A 20,476-nucleotide genomic window follows, 5' to 3' on the forward strand; every position below is an offset into this window, starting at 1 on the left:
TAAGGGAAAACGAATGTATTAATGTCAATTTTGTGACAATTTCATTTTCTTACAAAACTAAAGTTAGCTACAGTACTTGGAGAATAAATATTACAGAATTAGTACAGATTACTTAATTCAATTGAAGGAATACAAGTTATTTAATGTGCCAACTACAATGAATTAGAGTAATTCTGAGATTAAATATTTAAAAGCAATTGTTCCAACCTATCTAGCCAATAGTAGTGAAAAAAACAAAATAACCTTTTCTTACAAATTTTCTAAATATTGCAAAAAAACATGAAGATCGAGTGCATTAAACATAAGTTTTATATATAATATTAGCAGAAAAAGACACACAAACCCTGTTTTCCTACAATCTTGGACTACAATCCGTGTGTACTACACAAAATTTTACAAATGATATGGCATTTGCCTTCTCTACATTTATAACAGTTTGTAAAAAGCAAATCACGATAGATGAGATTAGATATAAAGGAAAATACAACAAGCAATAATTACGAGTTAATTTTTAGTGAATTACCACCTAGTGATTTGAGAAAGGTTCTTAGGGAACTTGACTTTGACAAAGCTAATTTTGGGGGATATATCTATACCGTTAACAAAATTCCCGCTTATCAATTATTTATAGAATCACTTCAAAAAAATATCAATTCAGGTAAATCTTGGGAGGAAGTTTCAAATTATCCAATATTTGAGCCTACACGTGATAGCATCAATAAAAAATTATTTTCAATAGTAACAATTCTCTACAAGGAAAACGATGTTGTTAAAGAACAAGAGTATATCATTTTTGAACTCTATAAAAAAACAATCTCAACACTAATTAATGATTTTGGCAGACATAAACACGGCACTAAGTTTCACGATGCACAGGTATCTAAAAAAAAATTAAAACTAAAAGCGCGCCACCTATTAAGTTCAAATTTGATTATTGATCGTGCAGAAGTAGATATTTCAAATACTAATAGTTCGGATAAAACCAAAGTAACGGAATCAGACGAAGCAGAAGCAGAACCGATTAAAAGTATAGAAGTTACACAAGTAAATGAAGTAGAAACTGAATCCATAAAGAAAACAGAAGTTACACCAACAAATGAAGTAGAAACTGAACCGAAAATTAGTAGCCAAGTAGCACAATCAAACAATGATGAGAATGAAAGTTCTTTTATAAAAAATCAACTTGCTATTATCATTTCAGTAATGATAAAAGATGAACTTGGAGTGTATGACATTTTATCAACGATCATTGATGAAATGGTTAAAGACTTAAAAGAAGCTAAACAATTAAGTAGTGATAAACTTACAAAAGAATCTTTAATAAAGTCAATCAATAAATATAAGGCTTCGTTTAAAGATTTACAACCATTTGAGCGCGGATATGTACGTGGAATTATGGGAGATTTATTATTGCTTTTGGATGATACAAACGAAGAACTTGAAATTGAAAAAGGCGCGTTATCCCTCAAACGTAGTATTTGGGTTAATGACAGCCATATCGAAAATGTATTAGTACCAATTCACGCAAGAGAACCTTTTGTGTCGGGCGATGTAAAGGAAGATCACACGGACGAAATTAAAATGTTTTTTAATGATCTTTATGAGATTACAGAAGATACTTTACATGAAGCTTCTACACTTGAATTATTCTATCTGGCACAGCTTGAAATTCCATTTAAGCATGGTATTCTTGTAACAGATAATGCAATAAATGATGAGTGGGCAAAGCGTGGTGCAGATGGTTTTGCAGAACTTGGCTTTCCATTCGATTTAGAATATCCATACGTTAATATTCATGCGGGATATTTTAATATTGCTCCTTTACGTGCTTTTATAAAAAATCCAAACTCTTACCAATGGTCACACGCATTACTTCGCGCTCGACCACTTGTTGATTTATATAAGGCGATGAAACATATTGATCTGACGATTGAAAAGATGGAATCAGCCTTAAAAGAATATGCTGATATAACTTTAAAAAAAGCAGATCAAGACAGCGAGATCAGTAGCGCAGTTCATAGACTAAATTATGATGTAGAAAGTCTAAAATCATCAAGACATACTATTTATAAGTATCTGTATAACAAAAATAAAGCATCATCTGTTCCTAAGGACGTTGAAAAGAATTCAAAATCAGATAGTACAGCTAATACTGAATTAAAATATAATATCCTAAATACTGAAGCCGTAGCAAATTTAGAAACGTTACGATTAGCCATAGCAGATCAAAAAATGAGATCACAGAAATCTTTTCTTGAAAATGAAATTGAAGATACCATCAAAGAGTTAGAAAATGATGAACGTAGATTTGATTCTCCTTATGGTTCGATCATAAATTCAATCATTGAAGAATTAAAAAAGATCAGGCTATTCTCAACAGATGAAGCACGTAAAATAGGCATCAAAAAAATCTCAAATAATTACAAATCATGGCTACGTGATTCACAACCAAACGAACGTGATTATTTGTTAGGCTTTTTGAATTATTTCTTATTACTATTAAATGATACTACCATTGCGTTAGAAAAAGAAAAAGGAACACTATCCATAAAGCGTATCATTTGGACTCATAATTTGGTTATTCAAAATGTATTAGTACCTATCCATGCTACCGAACCTTTTGCTTCGGGAGCGATTAATAGTGATACTGTTGAATTTCAAATTAAGGTTTTTCTCAAACATCTTTATAAGATCGAACAAAACAATCTACATGAAGCTTCGTCCCTAGATTTGTTTTATTTGGCTCAACTAGAAGATCCGCAAACTTTTGACATATCTATCGAATCAGAAGCGATTGAAAAAGAGTGGGAAAAACGTGGCGCAAAAGGATTTGAACAGCTTGGCTTTCCCACGGACTTGAAATATCCATATATGAGTCTTGAACTAGGCTACATAGACATTCAGCCATTAGAACATTTTTTGCTTAATTCTAAAGCAAAAAATAACTCTCATAGTTGGTGGTATGCAATACGTCATGCCAGACCAATCGCAGATATTGAACAAATGTTAGTAAACATAGATGCTTTTCTGAACTACACATCAAATAGAAAAGAAGAATGTTTAGAGGATGACAAAGAAGCATCTGAAAAGAACAATACAGATATGGACTGTTACAGACTTCTGTTAACCATAAAAAATATTGAGGAATCAAAGCAAGTAATTTTAGATTATTTGGATAGCATAGAAGATCACAATACAAAAGAAGTTGAACTTGAAGCTTCTGAGACTACCATAAAAAGGGAATTACACCACGAATTACAGGAAGTTATCAGCGAGTTCATTTCTATTGAAGATGATCTTATTGGAGAACAGGAAACCATTATAGCAACCACAATACACGATTTAGAAGCCGTTTCAGAAATTTCAGATGAAACAAAGTTTATAAATGAACTTCATAAAAGTATAGAGTCTTTCAAAGATTGGGTTTCTGATTTAGAACCTGAACTGCGCGATCAATCAGCCATCTTAATCAATCGTTTGATTACTCATGTTGGAGGAAGATACATTGTGTTACTAAGTGAAAATAGTTCATTGGTTATTGCAAAAGATATTAAGCAACACGATGGTATTGTAGAAAATGTTTTAGTTCCAATTCATGCAAAAGAACCATTTCAGTCAGGTAAAGTTTCAGCAGATCATATCGAAGATTTAAAGAAAAATTTTCCAAATCTATATGCTATAAAAACCAATGAATTACATGATGTATCCGCATTGGAACTATTTCAATTATCACAACTTCCACATCCAACACATTATGGAATGCAAGTATTTCGTAATGATTTACTCAAAGAATGGGAAAATCGTGGTGTTTATGGTTTTGAAGAAATTGGTTTTCCAACTGATATGAGGTATCCGTATGTAAATATTCATGCGGGATATCGTTCAGTAACTACCCTAGCGAGCGCATTAGAAAATTCGTTTGAACCTGAAAGAAGTAGGTATAAATGGTGGGCAGTTGTAGAACATGCAAGACCTATTGCAGACCTATCAAAAGGTATTTCAATTATTGACAAATTATTGACAGAAAAAATTACAGAACGTCAAGCGTACATCAATCCAAAAACAAATCGTCCAAAAACAAAAAAAGAACATAAAGAAGCTTACCATAGTCTTTCATTTGATATCAACCAATTAGAACGTTCCAAAAAAACGATTGTTAATTATATGGAAAGTCTAATTGAAACTAAGCAAGAAAACTCAAATGATAGCAATACTAAAGACACAACTACCAAAGAAGACTATATAGATCGTGTCATAGCAACGATGCACTTAGCTTACAGGGATGCAATACGACTATCCAAAAAAAAGATAGAAAACTTACTTGAGCAAACAGGCGCACCAAGCTTGGGAGAACTATGGGAAGCGGTGGAACTAAGTTGGCTATTATGGTACAAAATGATCTACAACGAGCCACTTTCCTTTGAAGCTAGACTATCAAAGATGGTCGATTTTTGGAATAAAGTTCAGCCAACGTATGCCTATTCTGATAGTAGTAAAGAACTCTATAAGCAATATTCAACACCATGTCCTATCGGCGCGATCATCGCACAATATACAAGGATGGATCATGCCGATTCGATATTTGAGCCAAGCGCGGGTAATGGCTTGTTACTTGTAGGAGCAAATCCAAAAATAACACGCGTTAATGAGATTGATAAAAGTCGAAAAAAGTCATTAGAATTTCAACAATTTCAAAAAATCACAATGAACAATGGCGCACAAGCATTTCCAAATGAAATGGAAAAAGCCTTTGATGTGGTGGTTACCAATCCACCATTTGCCAAATGGGAAGAAGATAAAATAGACAAAGAAAATATTATTAGAAAATATTTCAATAATACGCGTGGACTTGCACAACATTTACGCCTGGAACACATCATGTCAGGATTAGCACTTCGCACGATGAAAGACAATGGCAAATGCGCCATTATCATTATGGGACACCTCTATTTTGACGAACAGGGTTTCATTGCTAAATATCGTCCATTTTTCAATTGGCTATATCATTTTTATAAAGTTGATGTGGTACTGAACATGAACAGCTTCAAATTATACAACAAGCAAGGTGCAGTTGCTAAAACGATGCTCATCTTAATTGGCGGTCGAAAAGCAGATGGCAATGGTGTTGCACCCACAGAATATACAGCGCCACATTTAGATACAGTTATAGACACATTTGAGGATTTATGGTCAGAAGTCAAGCAGTACATCAAACCTGATATTCACACAATTATTAAACAACTTCAAATCGCAAAAAGAGAATGATTTATTACAACTCAGAATTAATGCCCGATAGCAATAGTGCTACCTTATTTATGGTTACAAATAGCAAACCATTTACACGCTTTGAAGATCACGAAGCGGGTATTTATATACAGCTTCATACCCTAGTAGAACTATCCATAGCATCGGGAGAAAACCCGATTGGACTCATTGAAGATTATTTAGGAATTACCTACACCGATGGTCGTAGCGCAGAGGAAATCGCACATTTTTTAGCCTATACAGATAGGGTACAAAATGCCCTATGGTCATTAGAGATTCGTTGGAAGAAAAAAACAGATATCAAAACAGAGAATTCTTATTTGCAAGGCGGGATTTCCAAAGAAAAAGCCATCGAATTATATACACAAACTACGCTTCGAGTGTACCTAGAAGCATTATCAAATTACACGAATGATGAATGAAGCCATAGAATTAAAACAAGACGAAAACGCATATTCGCAATCAAGTGAAGAAATTTTAAAGTTAGCAGAAGATAAAACCGCGCTAGTTAAATATGAACCTAAATCAAAGGCATCGTATGTGATGGATACACTAATTCCAAGAAATATGGCTTATGAAGTGCAATCGTCCTTAGATCATATTGTACAGACACATGGGAATATTGATAATTTGGTACGTGATGGATTGAAATACAAAACATCTCAGCAACTTTGGGAAGTTCTATCAGCAGAACAAATAGATTCGCTTGGATTGTATTTACATCAATTTAAAAAAGAACAAGGTATTATCATTGCCGATCAAACAGGAATTGGAAAAGGTCGGCAAGGCGCGGGTGTGATAAGACACGCAGTGATGCAAGGATATTTACCCATTTTCTTTACCAAGTCTTCTAACCTATTTACCGATATGTATAGAGACTTAAAAGCCATAAATTTTGAGAATATCAATCCTCTTATCATCAACAATAGCAGTGATGCACAAATTAAAGATGCTAAAGGAACGGTAATTTTCAGTCCTTTAGGCAAAGAAGAACAAAAGTCACTTTTGTCTGAAGAAACGGAATATCCAACAGACAGTCCTGAAGCGATTGCATGGTATAAGACAATAGGTAAGAGTGTACCCGATCCCGAGAAAGTACCAACGACGATGGTTTATGAAACATTAGATCGTATGCCACTTGGGTATGATATGGTTTTTTGCACCTATTCGCAAATACAATCCGCACACCCATACAAGCGTCTTTGGCTTGAAAAAATGATATCTAATGGTGTGGAAGGCAGTAAGAAATTCAAAAAAGTAGTTTTCATTTTAGATGAGTCTCACATGGCGGGCGGTTATGATGCGATCATAGGAAAGTGGATGCGTGAAATATTACCCAAAACCAAAGCGTGTTGTTATCTAAGTGCCACCTTTGCTAAGTACCCAGAAGTGATGCCATTCTACGGAAAAAAGACTGCTATCATGGAAACAGGACTCAGAGATTCTGAATTTGTAATGGCGATGAAAAGTGGCGGTTTAGCATTGCAAGAAATAGTAGCTTCTAATTTGGCGGAAAGTGGTCAACTCATCAGACGACAACGCTCAAGTAAAGGTATTAAGATACAATACAAAGTATTGGACGAAGAACCAAGAAGAAGTAAAAATCGTGCAAGTGTAAATCGTATTATTTCGCTAATGAATGAGGTAGTTCAGTTTGAAGCAGATTATATTGCGCCAATACTTGCTGAAATTCATACGCAAGCTAGAGCCGAAGCGGGTTCTTCTAAATCAGCACCACGCGGTTTAGGCGTTAAACAAGCACCCTATTTTTCAAGAGTGTTTAATGTAGTGGATCAAATGCTATTCGCCCTTAAAGTTGCCGACGTAGCAAAAGAAACCATTTCACTTCTAAAACAAGATAAAAAAGTAGTGATCGCCTTTAAATCCACTATGGGAACATTTTTAAAAGATTTAAAAATGCTTACTAGCGATATCATACCCTTACAAGCAATGGATTTTACAAGAACACTTGTCAAAGGACTAGATTCAGTTTTTTATTATAACTACACTACATTTTTAAATGAGAAAACAAGAGAGCGCATACAATTAGAAGATTTACCCTATAACGGCATTCAAAAATATAAAGATATCCGTAAAAGAATGCGCTTAGAACGCACAGGACTTTCCATTTCTCCTATTGACAAACTCATTAGCTTGATTGAAAAAGAGAAAAAACCAAAACATTTAGGCGGTCATGATGGCTCACATTTTACAGTTGCAGAAGTTACAGGAAGATCACAGCGTATTGATATGTCTAATGATGAATATGGTGTGATTGTAGGGCATCGAAAAAATACTGAAAAAGCCTTTCGAGAATTTAATAGTGGTAAAATAGATGTTTTACTTATCAATCAAAGTGGTAGTACGGGCGCATCGGCGCATTCAAGTAAAGATTTTCCTGACCAGCGCCCACGTGAAATGTTGATTCATCAATTAGAACTGGATATCAATGTTGAAGTACAAAAACGCGGGCGTATTCACAGAACAGGAGAAGTCAATCTACCAGGCTATCAGTACATCGTGAGTGATATTCCACTAGAAAAGCGATTAATGTCAATGCTTAAAGGTAAAATGAAGTCACTAGATGCCAATACAACAGGCTCACAAAACACAAACGATGATACGCTAGAGAGTCCTGATTTCTTTAATAAATACGGCGATAAAGTTGCTTGGCAATGGATTAATGAGCATCCTGAAAAAATGGATATTTTAGGCTATCCTACCTATCGCTATGTGCGAGTTAAAGGAGAAAAGGTACGTGAACGAAAAGACAGTAAAGAGGGCGCAATGCTACAACTTACAGGGCGTGCTGGACTCTTACAAGTAGAAGATCAAGAAGCATTATACAATGATTTATTTGAGCGTTATGAAAATCAAATAAAACTTGAAAAGCAAAATGGAACGTACGACTTAGAAACGGAATTTTTACGATTGGATGCAGAAGTAAAAAAGCGATTTTTATATGCCAAAGGTAACGGTGGAAACACTCCTTTTGGGAAAGATGCTGTTCGTGATGAAACCATTATCAATAATTTAAGACGACCATATACACGCCAAGAACTTGACAAACGTATTAATGAACAATTACAAGGAGATAAGCCTGTTCAGGTGCGTAAAGAATTTGAAAACAAATTACTTGAAAAGTATCCGAAAATGGTTGCTAGTAGAAAAGAAAAGCGATTAGAGACCATTAAAAAGTTAAAAGATGATCGTGATGCGCTTCCAAAATTAGGAAGTGGCGCTGATAGCCAAGCAAATGAAAAAATTAAAAGTGATCTTGAAAAAATAGAACAACTCATTGCGTCTAAAACATCGGATATGGCAATTTATATTGCGGGACTTGAAGCCACACAAGCAAAGATACTTGACTATGTTTCCATGTGGGATATTGGCGATGTGGTACGAGTTCCGTTTGTAGGTAGTACAAATGAATCTTCATGGGGAATTTATCTTGGCATTTCCATAGGTGGTAAAATGTCAAACCCATATACCCTTAGCAATATTAGTTTACAATTTTTAGTAACTGACTCAAGAAAACAAGTAACCTATAATCTTCAACCCGCAGAACAAGCATACATCAGTCAAATTTTTACAGAGAGCAATAAAATTACGGATGCTGATCGGGAAATGGTCAAATTAGAATGGAACGCGCTCATAAAAAAAGCATCCAAAAAACGAGAGCGCAGACAAATTTTAACGGAGAACATCGTAAAGGTTTCTTATAAAATTGGTTCAAAAAACAAACTCATCAAGTACAACACCAAAGATAACCGTATCAAAAGTGGGATTTTGATGAATCGTGAATTTGGCAATGAAGGAGAAAAAAATGGTGCTTTGTATCCGATATCTCATGCCTATATAACTATTAGTAGTTTAGAAAACGAAGCTTTTTTTGAAGATCACAGAGTACTGATACGTTTTAAGCGAATTAGTGATGCCCTTTTTGAAGTCTACATCTCAAAAAAAGGATTGTGGAAAGCATCGGTTGATGAAAAATTGCGTGTGTTACTTTATAGAGAAGCACATGAAAATAATGACTCACTTCCTGAATTTATTCAAAATGCGGGAGAAATGACCGCGAGACTTCACAAAGATAATTTAGAAGCATTTTTAAAACGATTGGACTTCTACAAACTTCGATTTTTGGGAGAAGCAAAACAATTAGAAGATTGGGAGATCGAAAACAAAGAAGATTGGAAGTCGAGAAGTCAACAAGACAAAGGACAGTTTAAATATGAGTTAGGTCGTCCCTATGGTCAGGGAACAAATCCTACGGTTGGATTTACAAATTATATAGAGCCAACAACTGCATTTCCTTTTGGAATCGTTGTGTACAATCGAGCATTACTTGATAAAGAGCGTTACAATTATTCACTAAAGCCAATTTTTGAAAGCTTACACGAGCCATATATGATATGGAAAAACATAATTACCCAAAGCGCTCCCAAAAAACTTTTCAATGATATTGTTAGAAAAGCAAGAACATTAAAATTACATGAAGCCATCAACATATTAGGGAATTTCATTGTTGAGAATTTACACGAAGAAGGAAATGCAGAATTTGTTTTAGGCGATTACACCATCGCAACGCTAGGGCGCATTTTCTATGAAGATACGATTGCGGAAATTTCTGAAATAGAAGAATTAATTAGTCAATTACAAATAGCATTAGCACAATGAGAATTATAAAATATGACATTCCAGAGGTAGATCAAATTCCACAATTTGCTAAAATTTTGGATGATTTAAGCGTAGGAAACAATCCGTACTTAGTTGGAAGTGCGGGAACAGGAAAGACTACCATAGGCGAAAAAGTTGCCTACGCCATCAACGGACGAAACGAAAACGATGGTGGGGACTTACCCTTTACCATTGTCAACTGTAATCAATGGACATCGCCCATAGATATCAAAGGCGGTCAAACCATCACAGGCTATAAAGAGGGCGCACTGATCGAAGCTTGGCGGGATGGCAAGATTTTGATTTTAGATGAAATGCCAAAATTGGATGCCAATACCGCAGGATTATTAAACGATGCCCTTGCAAAAAGTGCCAAAGAAAATGCCATTATTTTCAACGGTAATAATGAACCAATTGTAAAGCATACAAATTTTGGATGCATTGCCACAGGAAACGTTATTGGAAAAGGTGCAAGTGGAAATTACGTCGGGAACAACAAACAGGATGCTTCGCTGTTAGATCGTTTTAGTGGTTGTATCTATCGAATTGGTTTTAACGAGACGTTAGAACGTGAACTTATATATCCTGAACTTGTTGATATCTGTTTAAAAATACGAAAGGAAATATTAAGATACGAAGGAAAAAGTGCCAATGATGATGATACCGAAGACATAATGACACTTCGTACCATGCTCAACTTTCAGCGTGCATACATATTAGAAATGAAACGCGAATTGGGATTACCTGATTTACACGGAAAGCCGTACAAAAAACTAAACAATGGTAAAACACTCAAAGATGCAATTGAGAGTTACTTTATGGCAATGGGTATCGCAAAAGCCAACAAAATTAAAGAGGAAATCAATTTAGAATCTTTTTTCAACTCATATAAAGGGAGTACAAAAAAACTAATTTTTAGAGAAGAATATAAGCGTAGAATATAGGATTTAAAAGTTAACACAAGCTTACAAACTATTTACACAATTCAATACATGAAAATTCCAAAAAAACACACGCTATTTTATAATGAACAGAAGTACAATTATGTGCAATTTGATGACGTATTGGCTTTTAATGAGTTTATAGATTATCAAGCAACAATGTTGAACGATCACAATCAACAAACATGGGATTTTCACAAGGATAATGCATCAGTCACAATTGAAAGACAGAAAGATTGGTTTGGGACACCAATTCCAAATAACATAGAAGAATTGGAGTCACATAATTCTTTCTTGGGAATGGATTTACTAAAAGAAATACAGCCACAAATCAAAGATAAATTATCGGTGTATTTAGAGTATTTAGCACAGTCAGAATTACCCAAACCTAAAATTGCATACAATGATCGTGGATTAGGTGTTTTTTCTTTTGATAGGGCATCAATGGGAATGTTTAAAATTCATACGGTCAATAGATCAACACCCATACAAGAAAACATCAGTAAACTCAATATTGAACTTGGAAAAAAGCAACTACAAACCTCCGTAAAGAGCGTGTACGCGTATTTTAAAGACAAACAAAGTTCATACCCATCATTGCAACTCTACATCATGGCGGGAGCAAATGCAAATGTAAAAGGGAACAATATTTTATTTGTCGGCTTGGCGTGCGCGGAACTTGTTGCTTTTATGGAACAAAGAGGAATATCTGTTGAAGTAAATGTAATGTTAGGTAGTCACTTTAGAGGACAAACTGCGCTGAGTAAGATTAGAGTAAAACGCTTTCAAGATAAACTTGACACCAATCAATTATTACTAATGACAAGCGATCCAAGATATTTTAGGTACAGAGGATTTAAAGCACTTATAGTCATGGCAAACTACTTTGGGTATAAAATACCACAAGGTTTAGGCAGTCTGACTAAGAGTTTAGGAAATAATTTTGTGGAAGCAATCAATAAAGATGGTTTTGTATTCGAGCAGAGTTATGCAATGGATAAAGCTGTTAGAGAAGTTTCTACCATTATTACAAATTATAAAAATAAATTAGATGGAAATACATAGTGAAAACATAGATCAAGCGGTTATACACAAGATGATGAACCGTGCTATTGAAATTAATAATTCGTGCAAGGAGAAATGTAGAGATTTTAAAATTATGACTTCTACCATGCGAAAAGAGTCGCTCATTTTGAGGTGGAGAACCATTGATATATCCAATGAAGATAATCCTATTCAATACTATCGCTATGAATGTTTTAAAATGGATGGTACACCAGAACTCTGTTCCATTCATTACACCGATCAAGAAGAAGCAAATGACTTTATCACAAGTTTACAGACGCTTTATAATCAAAAATTTGCAATTGACCATACACTATAAATTATGTACAAAACAGAAAATTTAACGCTCGATGATTTAAAGGCGGTTAAAATTAAAAATCAACGTGAGATACTTCGTCTTTTAGGAAGTAAACTCAGTTTAGTTACCGCTTGGGAAGAAGTAAAACGCCTATCCAATAATTTCAAAAATAAAGTTACTGAAGCTTTAAAAGCAGATGCACTTTTATATGAACTGATAAAACCCAAAAAAGATGCAAAAGTCAAAGAAACCCAAGCGCAAGCTAGAATTAGAATCAGAGAAAGAGAACGAATGCGTAAAATCAAAATTTTAGCATTGGAACTAGAAATGGCAAATATTAATCAAAAATAAAATTATGACAATTCAAGATATACAAGCAATAGACTTAGAAAAAGTAACCTATCCAACCATCAAAGCAACGGCTAAAGAATTACTAGAGGACTATGCTGATGAAGCGGAAGAAAATAGAGCTGACTTTTTAAAAGATGCACAAGAAGCTATTGATGCAGTTTATAAAATGATTAAGGTTAATTCTCCGGAAGCTTTACCAACAAATAAGGATGAAAAAAATGTGTCCGAAGATACGAATGACAGTTCAAAAGATGCACCTAAAAAGAAAAAGCTAACCAAAAAGGAAATGGACGCATTTGAAGAAGAAATCAAACAATGTCGTACAGCAATTAAACAATACAACGCCAAAAAACGCGAGGGGAAACCCAAAAAACCTACAAAAAAGAGGCATGAAAAAATAGAAGGTCACTTATTGTCAATCGGGAATTTAGTACCTGATAATCTAAAAGACAATCTTGACATTTTAGAAAAGGCAGAAGAAATCCTTTCCAAAACAGGGCGCGAAATTATGAAACTCTACCGCATGGATGAACTCGAAATCAAAGAGGTTCAACAGGAAATCAAAGAAAAATACGAACAAAAAGAAGAAAAAATAAAAAAAGACAACGATGAATAAAAAAGTATTGATTATCACAGGCGCGGGATTACTCATTGGTTTTGCCGAAGCCATCATTTATTACAATTTAGGTAAGAATGAAAATAAGGAAGAATTTAAAATTCAGTTTCCACAAGGAATTGAACTCTTGAAAACTTCAGGAATTATTATCGCCACATCACTCGCAACTGCGGCACTCTCTAATATCATTGAAAATGCAGTTGGAAAAAATGTAGAATTAACACCAGCAATCGCTTAATATTATGGAAAAGATAGCACAAATAGAACACAGAGCGTTTTTAAAGAAAAACAAGATCGATACAAAGTTATTACTTTCAGCGATTCAAGATGAAATTAAGATTTTTGATAAAATGCATGATTTATTAGGAAAGATTACACCATGCGGAAAAGGTGGTTTGGTGAAACAGCTTGAAAAGCTAGATACTGGAATTATGGAAGATATCTACAATGTCTATGGCGATAAAATTTCAAATAATGAACTTACAGAAGAATTCAAAGAGAAAAATGAAACTTCTAAAAAGGACACAAAGAAAACAAAAGTCAATTCCGATGAATTCATTATCGATCAATTGGTAGAACTCGGACAGACAGAAGATATAGGACGTTCCACACTTTTGGATTTAGGACTTAAACAAGACTTAGGATGGAGTACCAACATAGGTAAATATATAATCAAAAGAATAGGTGTCTTTAGATATCGCTATAATATTTTGATAAACGATGAAGTTGTTTCTAGCTAATTTTAACCAAACTTTTACTAAAAACACACCAAATTATAAGCAAATTTTAACTAAAAAAGCACCAAAATTTAACTGAAAAAGAACAAAAAGTACCCAAAAGGTTCTTTTTGTAGTTTGGAGGTAACAAAAATTAGGTGCTTTTTTAAGATGAAAACAGAGGAGTTTAATTATCGGGATTTACAAGATCATATCGAAGTGATGATCGGTAAATTTGGTTTGCAAAATTCAGTTAAATTTTTGGGGAGTTTAATTGATAATGTAGATATAGAGTCAAGTGAAGATCAGCGTGTAAAAAAAATGATTGAACTCACTATTTCAAAAAGCATTGAAGTTTTCAATCTCAAGAAAGCAAAATTTTACAATAGTAATTTAAACGAATACAGAGACGCACGAATGTCTTGCTACTACCTTATTCATAAGTACACCCAAATTAGTTTAGGTAAAATCGCAGAAATTTTCAAAGTTAAAAGGCGGTCAGTAGAATACTTTGACCAAAAATGCAAAGAAACACTTTCAATTCCTAACTTCTATCCTACCTACATACAAAGACACACAGCTTTAGAAGATCATATAATCAAATACATTTCAACACTTAATTAATTACCACAATGGCAGAGGAAAAAAATATTGCAAATGAAGTAAAACAAGCCTTGACAACAAGTCAAGATCAAATTGTACTTGAAACTATTCAAGGAGAAAATGGGAGTCCACTCAATACGCCTGTTGTCGAAAAAGATATCGGCGGAGAACGTCCAAAAGATGAAGAACAAACAGATGAAAATTGGAACGTTTGGAAACCTAAAGACGAAGGAGAAGTATCAGAATTTCAAGGCGATGTGGATTACAGGAAAACAGTAGCACATCAAATCGAAAATGAAAAAGATAAAGAGCCGTTGGATGCGCCTGAACAGGAAATAAATGAAGACCATCTATATTCAGATCAGGAACATGAGGTAAGTGATGCAGATTTTGAAATGCCATTATCTCAAGCAAATCAAACCGCAGATGCCCTACTTGGTATTACTAACAATGTACTGACTGCTGGCGGAAGTTTCTTCGTGAAAGTTAAAAAACATGAGGAGTTCTATGAGTTTGATGAAATTGTAAAGTTAATTGATACGCAAAACGAAAATAACGTTCAGCGAATTTTGCTTGACAAAGATGATAAGGCACTACTACGCCCATTGCTTTCTCAGGTAATTCGTAAAAAAGCAAAACGCCTTACACCTGAACAACAACTCATGGGCGCGGTGGCTTCAATTATGATTAAAAAAGGGCAAACGGTTATGGAAATACGTGCAGAAAATAAAATTTTAGAAAACCGTTTGGTAACTATCATTAAGGAGCAGAAAGAGCAAATTAACCAGGAGACAAATTCAAATGATTACAAGCAAGATTTTGAAGAACCACAAGAACCTAAAGACGATCAGGAATTTTCAAATGACGAATCAGACGAGCAAGACAAAGATGTAATGGTTGACCAAAATGATGTGATTGAAAATAGTGTTACCCAATACGCAGAGGAGTCTGAAACAAAATAATTGATAGTTGGATATGAAAGCAAAAAACAAAAAAACAGAACGTCAACCTATGATTATGCTCGTTTGTGGCGAAACAGGCGTTGGAAAAACGTATCGTAATAAACAAGAGATCAAACATTACATGATGGATAATCTCATGGTAGGTAAGAAAGGGCGTAAAGTTCTTGCCTTTGACACCAATGATGACGATTATCCATCGTTTCGTACCGTAAGTCCAAATCACTTAGGAAAACTTTCCAAAGTATCAGCACGTCGTATTCGTCCGTTTAATGCGGACAGTTCGCCAATGGATAATAATGATAAAAAAGAAGTCATTACCAAAATAATGAAGTTTTTTAAAAACGGATTGGTGGTACTAGATGATATCGACCACTATATGTCAGGTGCAAAAGGGCAATCCATGATCGGCGCTTTGTGTACAGTTCGCCACAAGGGAATTGATATTTTACTAACGCATCAGTCGGTGGCAAAAATTACGACTTCGGAATGGCAAAACTGTACATGGCTCAGATTGCACCATCAGGTTGACGATGTTACCAGGTATCGTGATCGTATTCCAAAATATGAAATTGTCCGTATTGCACAGCTTATTGTTGATGAACAATACGAACTATCCTCATCAGCATTCGCTAAAGGAGTCATTACAGAACAACAATATAAAGTACAGAAAAGTTTTTTTGTATATGTTAATATGCGCGAGCAACGCATTAAAGGTTGTAGCAGAACCGCATTTATTCGAGCCTGTAAAAAGTTTATTGACCAAGAAGAAGCTAAAAAGGTTCGGATGCTATTAAACGAAGAAGATTTTGATGGGAATAAGGTTTATAAAACTAAAAACGAAGCGATTATCAAGATGATAACGGATAAGCTTCGTTATCATGGCAATTAATTTATTACATTAGACACTATCCTAAAAAGTGTATAAGTTTTAAAAACCCAAGATTAAATTCAATCCTCTTTCCATTTTTTGGGAATTAAGTCTTTCAAAGGTTTTGGCTCATTTTTTGGGTGTTCATAATCAGTTTGCGATTTGATAATTTTGGATTTTTCTTTAATCCTTAAATTTATTGTACCATCATTATTTTTCCAAACACTACAAAAATATTCAATATCCTTTTTTAAGACGATATCATTTTCAAATATGACTCTTTTCATAAAATCAGGTTGGGTATCTTTACGCTTGTTGACGTGTTTTGAGATGAAAAAACTAAGTTCAGTTTCATAGAAAATATTTTCTTTAGGTTCTATTTTTAAAGCTTCTCTTAACTCTGGTAAAAAAAATATTTCAGTTATTCGCTCATTAACATAATTTCTGCCACATATATCTATTAATCCTAATCTATCAAGTTTTTCAACAATAGTCCAGGCAAAGTCATAGTTTTGGTTTAAGTATTTTTTTCTAAATTCAAAATAATCATCATACTCAATAATTTTTTTTAATACCTCAAGTTCTTCTTTTTTCAAGCGAGTCCAAAATTCAAATTCTAAAGCATATTTGAGTCTATAAGGCTTCTTTTCTCTACCATAAATACCTTTTGTTTGAGCATTAAATTTTGACTTACAGTCAGAGCATTCATACTTGAGTACTTCTATTAACTGAGTTGCTCTTGTTTGACTTGTAATTTCAAAAACAATTTTTTCCTCACAAACGAGACAAATTTCTGTAAACAATTTACTTTTTGAATTTGTTTTAACAAGCTTAGATAATTGATGGGTATTAATTTGAAGCTGTTTTGCTAATTGGCTAGGTTTAATTTCAAAACTGTCGTCTTTTAATTCCCAATATTTAAGAATTACTTCTTTATCCTCAGCACTACAACCATCTTTAAATTTTGTTTTTATACTAGGGTATTTCATTTTAATATATATCAATTACTAATTTAAAGATAAGCAGTAAAAAAGTATAGGCATCTTTGAAAGATACACTATATTTCTACTTTAAAAACTCTTATTATTCTTGTCCAATTAGTTCCTCGCCATTGCCCTTTATTTTCTTCAATTCTAACATATTCACAGAATCCATTATTTTTACTAAAATAATTCACAAAGGAATTAATACGAGTTCTCTTTTTTACATCTAAATAAGGGCTTGTTATTACAAAATAGTTTAAGCCTTTAAAATTATCAGATAGTATTTTTAATAATTGAGTCATTGAGAACAATTCAATATCTAAAATGTTAGAAAAAAAATGCAAATAATACTTTGATGAATTTAATTTTTTGAAATCGTCATTATTTAATAGATCAAAAACCTTATTTATTGTAGTCACATTGTTTTGACTTTTTTTAACGTGAAAAGAAGCTCTTTGTAATGCAATCTTTGAAGGCTCTATTAGAAATACTCTACTTATTGATTTTTTTCGATTATTTGCCTTTAAAAAATCAAAAAATGATATTGATGCAATTCCTTGACCACAACCCCAATCAATTATGTTGATGTCATTATTATAAAAGTCATTTGGCAAAGTCTCAAAGGCGCTTAAAAGCTTTTGATTGTGCATATTACCTAAAGAATACATGTAAGCAAATAATTGGCTTTCGCTTTCTAAAATTTTCACTCCTCTCTGCAATGAATGATAAATAGAATCAGATTTTATTTTACTGTAATTTTTTTTATTGATAGACAATAGATTATTGAAACTAAACTCTGTTTTCGATAATTCATTGACATAATCTGTATCTTTTTCAATAATAAAATCCGATATATCAAAATCTGCAATGGTTCTATCACGACCAAGGAAATCATCAAGAATTTTTTGTAAAGTGACATGGGGACTCACAGAATAATCTAAATTTAATTCATAAAGTTCTTTTACAATTTCATTCTTTAAAAAGTGGCAATTTTCATCCTTGAAACTACTCCAAATTTTATCTCTTAATAATAAAACTTTTTCATTGGCAAATTCAATAAATTCTTTTACAAAAAGTCCGTAATAATTGAATAAAGTTGCTATAACCGTATCTTCGCTATCTTCTTCATTAAGATATGCAAGTTCTAGTTTTGTAATGATTGTTTCATAAATATTGATTAAATCTTCAGATGTATTTACATTTATCAAATAAAGAGACGAAGCTTCAGTAATTTGACTAACCTTTAACCCTTTTTTAATCATCAAATTATAAAGAGATTCAAAAAACATACTATCCCCAAGGCGTACAGAAGCATCTAACAAGATTTGTAAAAAAGCTTTATTATTATCCTTTTTTAAATTTAATTGATCGAAAGTATTTAATTTGAGAAGTAAAGATTTGAATGCCTTTTTATTTTTTACTAATTCAGTATGATTTAGTAAACTAAAATATTCATAAAGGGTATTAAAATTATCTTCAATAAATTTTTCTAAATCTTCTGGCGATTCACAAGAGTTGTTTAATTCAAAAATAACATCCATAGCGTATTAAGAGAAAAGTGTAGCGTTGGTATTTTGCGAATATATTAAATCAGATAGCACTTTTTTTGTATGACTCTTTTTATATTCAATACCCTTTTCTTTAGCAATATTCTGAAGTTCTTCTTTTTTTAATTTCATCAACTGATCGACTGTTAATTCTGTATTATTATTTTCTTTCAAAGGAATATCTTCCTTTTTCTCATCGTTTGATAACTTAATGCTATTATCTAATCTTTCTTGATTAAAATTAATTTTTCTTTTCTGTTGAAGCTCCTTAATTAATAAATTGAAATCTGGTTTTAATAAACTTTGAATATGATTTTCTAAATTTTCAGGATTTGAGGATATTAAATTTTCAGGAAACCAATTTGAAATTTCTAAAGCCAAAGTCTTTGAAAATTTTTCTAAATATTTTGAATAATCCTTTTTTTTGGTAATGATTGAAGTGCCAAAAATTTTATAGTAACTATACTCTAAAAGAATTTTTTCAACTTTATTTTCTTCGTAAATAATATTTTCCAAATAAGGAAAGTCTTCGCTTATTTGATGATTAAAAGCATATTGGTAAAGACTTTCGACAGTGTAATAATCAAGCTTACTATTTAATTCAAATTTGACTATTTTAGTTTTATCTTGACTAGAGTAACTATTACGCAACGAAGAATAACCAGTATTCAATCCAAAAATCAATGAAATTTCTTCCACCTTTTTCACATCAATTTTCCTTGCAATAAAATCTGAAACAAGATTATCAATTGATTTTTCCCCATTTGTACCATAAGACGCTAAAATAGAAAGATTGTATAATGGGGAGTTAACAGGAATATTGTTTGTGTTAATTCTTCCAAATTTCTTATCTAATTTAATATTATTATCATTCGCAATTGATTCTAAAATATCAAGGCTTATATTTTTCCCTAAAAATCTTTTGTAATAAGAAATTTGACTTTTTTCATCATTAAAAAGAGTAAAATACTTTTTTGAAATGGATTCGTTTTGACTCAGTAACTCTTTTTTTATCAAATTATTGAAATATGACAAAGTGGAAATATAATTTTCAGGATAATTCAAAATAATATCGTTTGGATTATCTGTTCCTATCCTCATAAAAGCAAAACCTCCCATCAACAAATCAAAAGCTTTAATTTTTTTGCTTAGATCGTAGTTTGGTAAATCTTTTAGATTTTCAATTGATTGAGAAAATGATTCTTGTTTATTTTCTATTTTAATAAGATTACTTGGAACAAAACCAGCTCCATTATTGATATTCCATATTGTAGTTTCTGCTTGCTCTTTTATATTAAAATAAATATTTTGGATTCGTGAAATTGGAAATACTCCGTTGTAAAAGAAATAGTCTGTATTTAATTTAACAAATTGATTTATTTCCAGTTTGGTCGCAATTATCTTTATAGAACAGTCATTACTTTTATTCCATTTCTTATGAGAAATTAATAACCCCTCATTTGCTCTGTCTTGAAAATCATAAATTTTATTTTCAATATATTTGGATGGTATGATGCAACCTCTTACAAAATAATGTGATAAGCTTGTAGATGAAACTTGTATGTAGTAACTATTTTTCAT

Annotated in this window: 16 protein-coding genes; 13 read left to right on the forward strand and 3 right to left on the reverse strand. The window is 32.7% G+C overall.

What is annotated here, in order from left to right:
• The first annotated feature begins 459 nt into the window (after positions 1-459).
• The 13 genes from ACQ654_RS04965 (at position 460) to ACQ654_RS05025 (ending at position 16,386) form a co-directional block, all read left to right on the forward strand.
• Positions 460-5,265, forward strand: a complete 4,806-nt coding sequence (locus ACQ654_RS04965) for an N-6 DNA methylase (RefSeq protein ID WP_430409216.1) — start codon at positions 460-462, stop codon at positions 5,263-5,265.
• Positions 5,262-5,687 (forward strand): hypothetical protein, encoded by a 426-nt coding sequence (locus tag ACQ654_RS04970; RefSeq protein ID WP_430409217.1) that lies wholly within the window; start codon positions 5,262-5,264, stop codon positions 5,685-5,687. Before ACQ654_RS04965 ends, ACQ654_RS04970 begins: the two co-directional genes overlap by 4 nt.
• Complete coding sequence (locus ACQ654_RS04975) at positions 5,680-9,945, forward strand: strawberry notch C-terminal domain-containing protein (protein WP_430409218.1); 4,266 nt, start codon at positions 5,680-5,682, stop codon at positions 9,943-9,945. The genes ACQ654_RS04970 and ACQ654_RS04975 overlap by 8 nt, the downstream gene beginning before the upstream one ends.
• On the forward strand, positions 9,942-10,889 hold the full coding sequence (locus ACQ654_RS04980) for an AAA family ATPase (protein ID WP_430409219.1): 948 nt from the start codon (positions 9,942-9,944) through the stop codon (positions 10,887-10,889). Before ACQ654_RS04975 ends, ACQ654_RS04980 begins: the two co-directional genes overlap by 4 nt.
• 48 nt (positions 10,890-10,937) lie before the next feature.
• Positions 10,938-11,951: a DUF7192 family protein gene (locus ACQ654_RS04985; protein ID WP_430409220.1), complete on the forward strand. Its 1,014-nt coding sequence runs from the start codon at positions 10,938-10,940 to the stop codon at positions 11,949-11,951.
• The gene (locus tag ACQ654_RS04990) at positions 11,938-12,270 is read left to right on the forward strand and encodes a hypothetical protein (RefSeq protein ID WP_430409221.1); all 333 of its coding nucleotides are present in this window, start codon (positions 11,938-11,940) and stop codon (positions 12,268-12,270) included. The genes ACQ654_RS04985 and ACQ654_RS04990 overlap by 14 nt, the downstream gene beginning before the upstream one ends.
• Positions 12,271-12,273: 3 nt before the next feature.
• Positions 12,274-12,600, forward strand: a complete 327-nt coding sequence (locus ACQ654_RS04995) for a hypothetical protein (protein WP_430409223.1) — start codon at positions 12,274-12,276, stop codon at positions 12,598-12,600.
• A 4-nt stretch (positions 12,601-12,604) separates the two neighbouring features.
• On the forward strand, positions 12,605-13,216 hold the full coding sequence (locus ACQ654_RS05000; RefSeq protein ID WP_430409224.1) for a hypothetical protein: 612 nt from the start codon (positions 12,605-12,607) through the stop codon (positions 13,214-13,216).
• Positions 13,209-13,454, forward strand: coding sequence for a hypothetical protein (locus tag ACQ654_RS05005; RefSeq protein ID WP_430409225.1), 246 nt, complete (start codon positions 13,209-13,211; stop codon positions 13,452-13,454). Before ACQ654_RS05000 ends, ACQ654_RS05005 begins: the two co-directional genes overlap by 8 nt.
• Positions 13,455-13,458: 4 nt before the next feature.
• Positions 13,459-13,956 carry a hypothetical protein gene (locus tag ACQ654_RS05010; RefSeq protein ID WP_430409226.1) on the forward strand — a complete coding sequence of 166 codons (498 nt, stop codon included), beginning with the start codon at positions 13,459-13,461 and terminating at the stop codon, positions 13,954-13,956.
• 147 nt (positions 13,957-14,103) lie between these two features.
• Complete coding sequence (locus tag ACQ654_RS05015) at positions 14,104-14,556, forward strand: hypothetical protein (protein ID WP_430409227.1); 453 nt, start codon at positions 14,104-14,106, stop codon at positions 14,554-14,556.
• Positions 14,557-14,564: 8 nt separating this feature from the next.
• The gene (locus ACQ654_RS05020; protein WP_430409228.1) at positions 14,565-15,497 is read left to right on the forward strand and encodes a hypothetical protein; all 933 of its coding nucleotides are present in this window, start codon (positions 14,565-14,567) and stop codon (positions 15,495-15,497) included.
• 55 nt (positions 15,498-15,552) lie between these two features.
• Positions 15,553-16,386 carry a zonular occludens toxin domain-containing protein gene (locus tag ACQ654_RS05025; RefSeq protein WP_430413001.1) on the forward strand — a complete coding sequence of 278 codons (834 nt, stop codon included), beginning with the start codon at positions 15,553-15,555 and terminating at the stop codon, positions 16,384-16,386.
• Positions 16,387-16,445: 59 nt separating this feature from the next.
• Here ACQ654_RS05025 and ACQ654_RS05030 read toward each other — a convergent pair whose 3' ends face one another.
• From ACQ654_RS05030 to ACQ654_RS05040, 3 genes are all read right to left on the reverse strand, one after another.
• Positions 16,446-17,354, reverse strand: coding sequence for a hypothetical protein (locus ACQ654_RS05030; protein ID WP_430409230.1), 909 nt, complete (start codon positions 17,352-17,354; stop codon positions 16,446-16,448).
• A gap of 68 nt (positions 17,355-17,422) precedes the next feature.
• Positions 17,423-18,889 carry a hypothetical protein gene (locus ACQ654_RS05035; RefSeq protein ID WP_430409231.1) on the reverse strand — a complete coding sequence of 489 codons (1,467 nt, stop codon included), beginning with the start codon at positions 18,887-18,889 and terminating at the stop codon, positions 17,423-17,425.
• Between the two features lie 6 nt (positions 18,890-18,895).
• The gene (locus tag ACQ654_RS05040; RefSeq protein WP_430409232.1) at positions 18,896-20,476 is read right to left on the reverse strand and encodes a hypothetical protein; all 1,581 of its coding nucleotides are present in this window, start codon (positions 20,474-20,476) and stop codon (positions 18,896-18,898) included.

Origin of the sequence: Kordia sp., assembly GCF_965283645.1 — a bacterium.
In the GTDB taxonomy this organism is placed as follows: domain Bacteria; phylum Bacteroidota; class Bacteroidia; order Flavobacteriales; family Flavobacteriaceae; genus Kordia.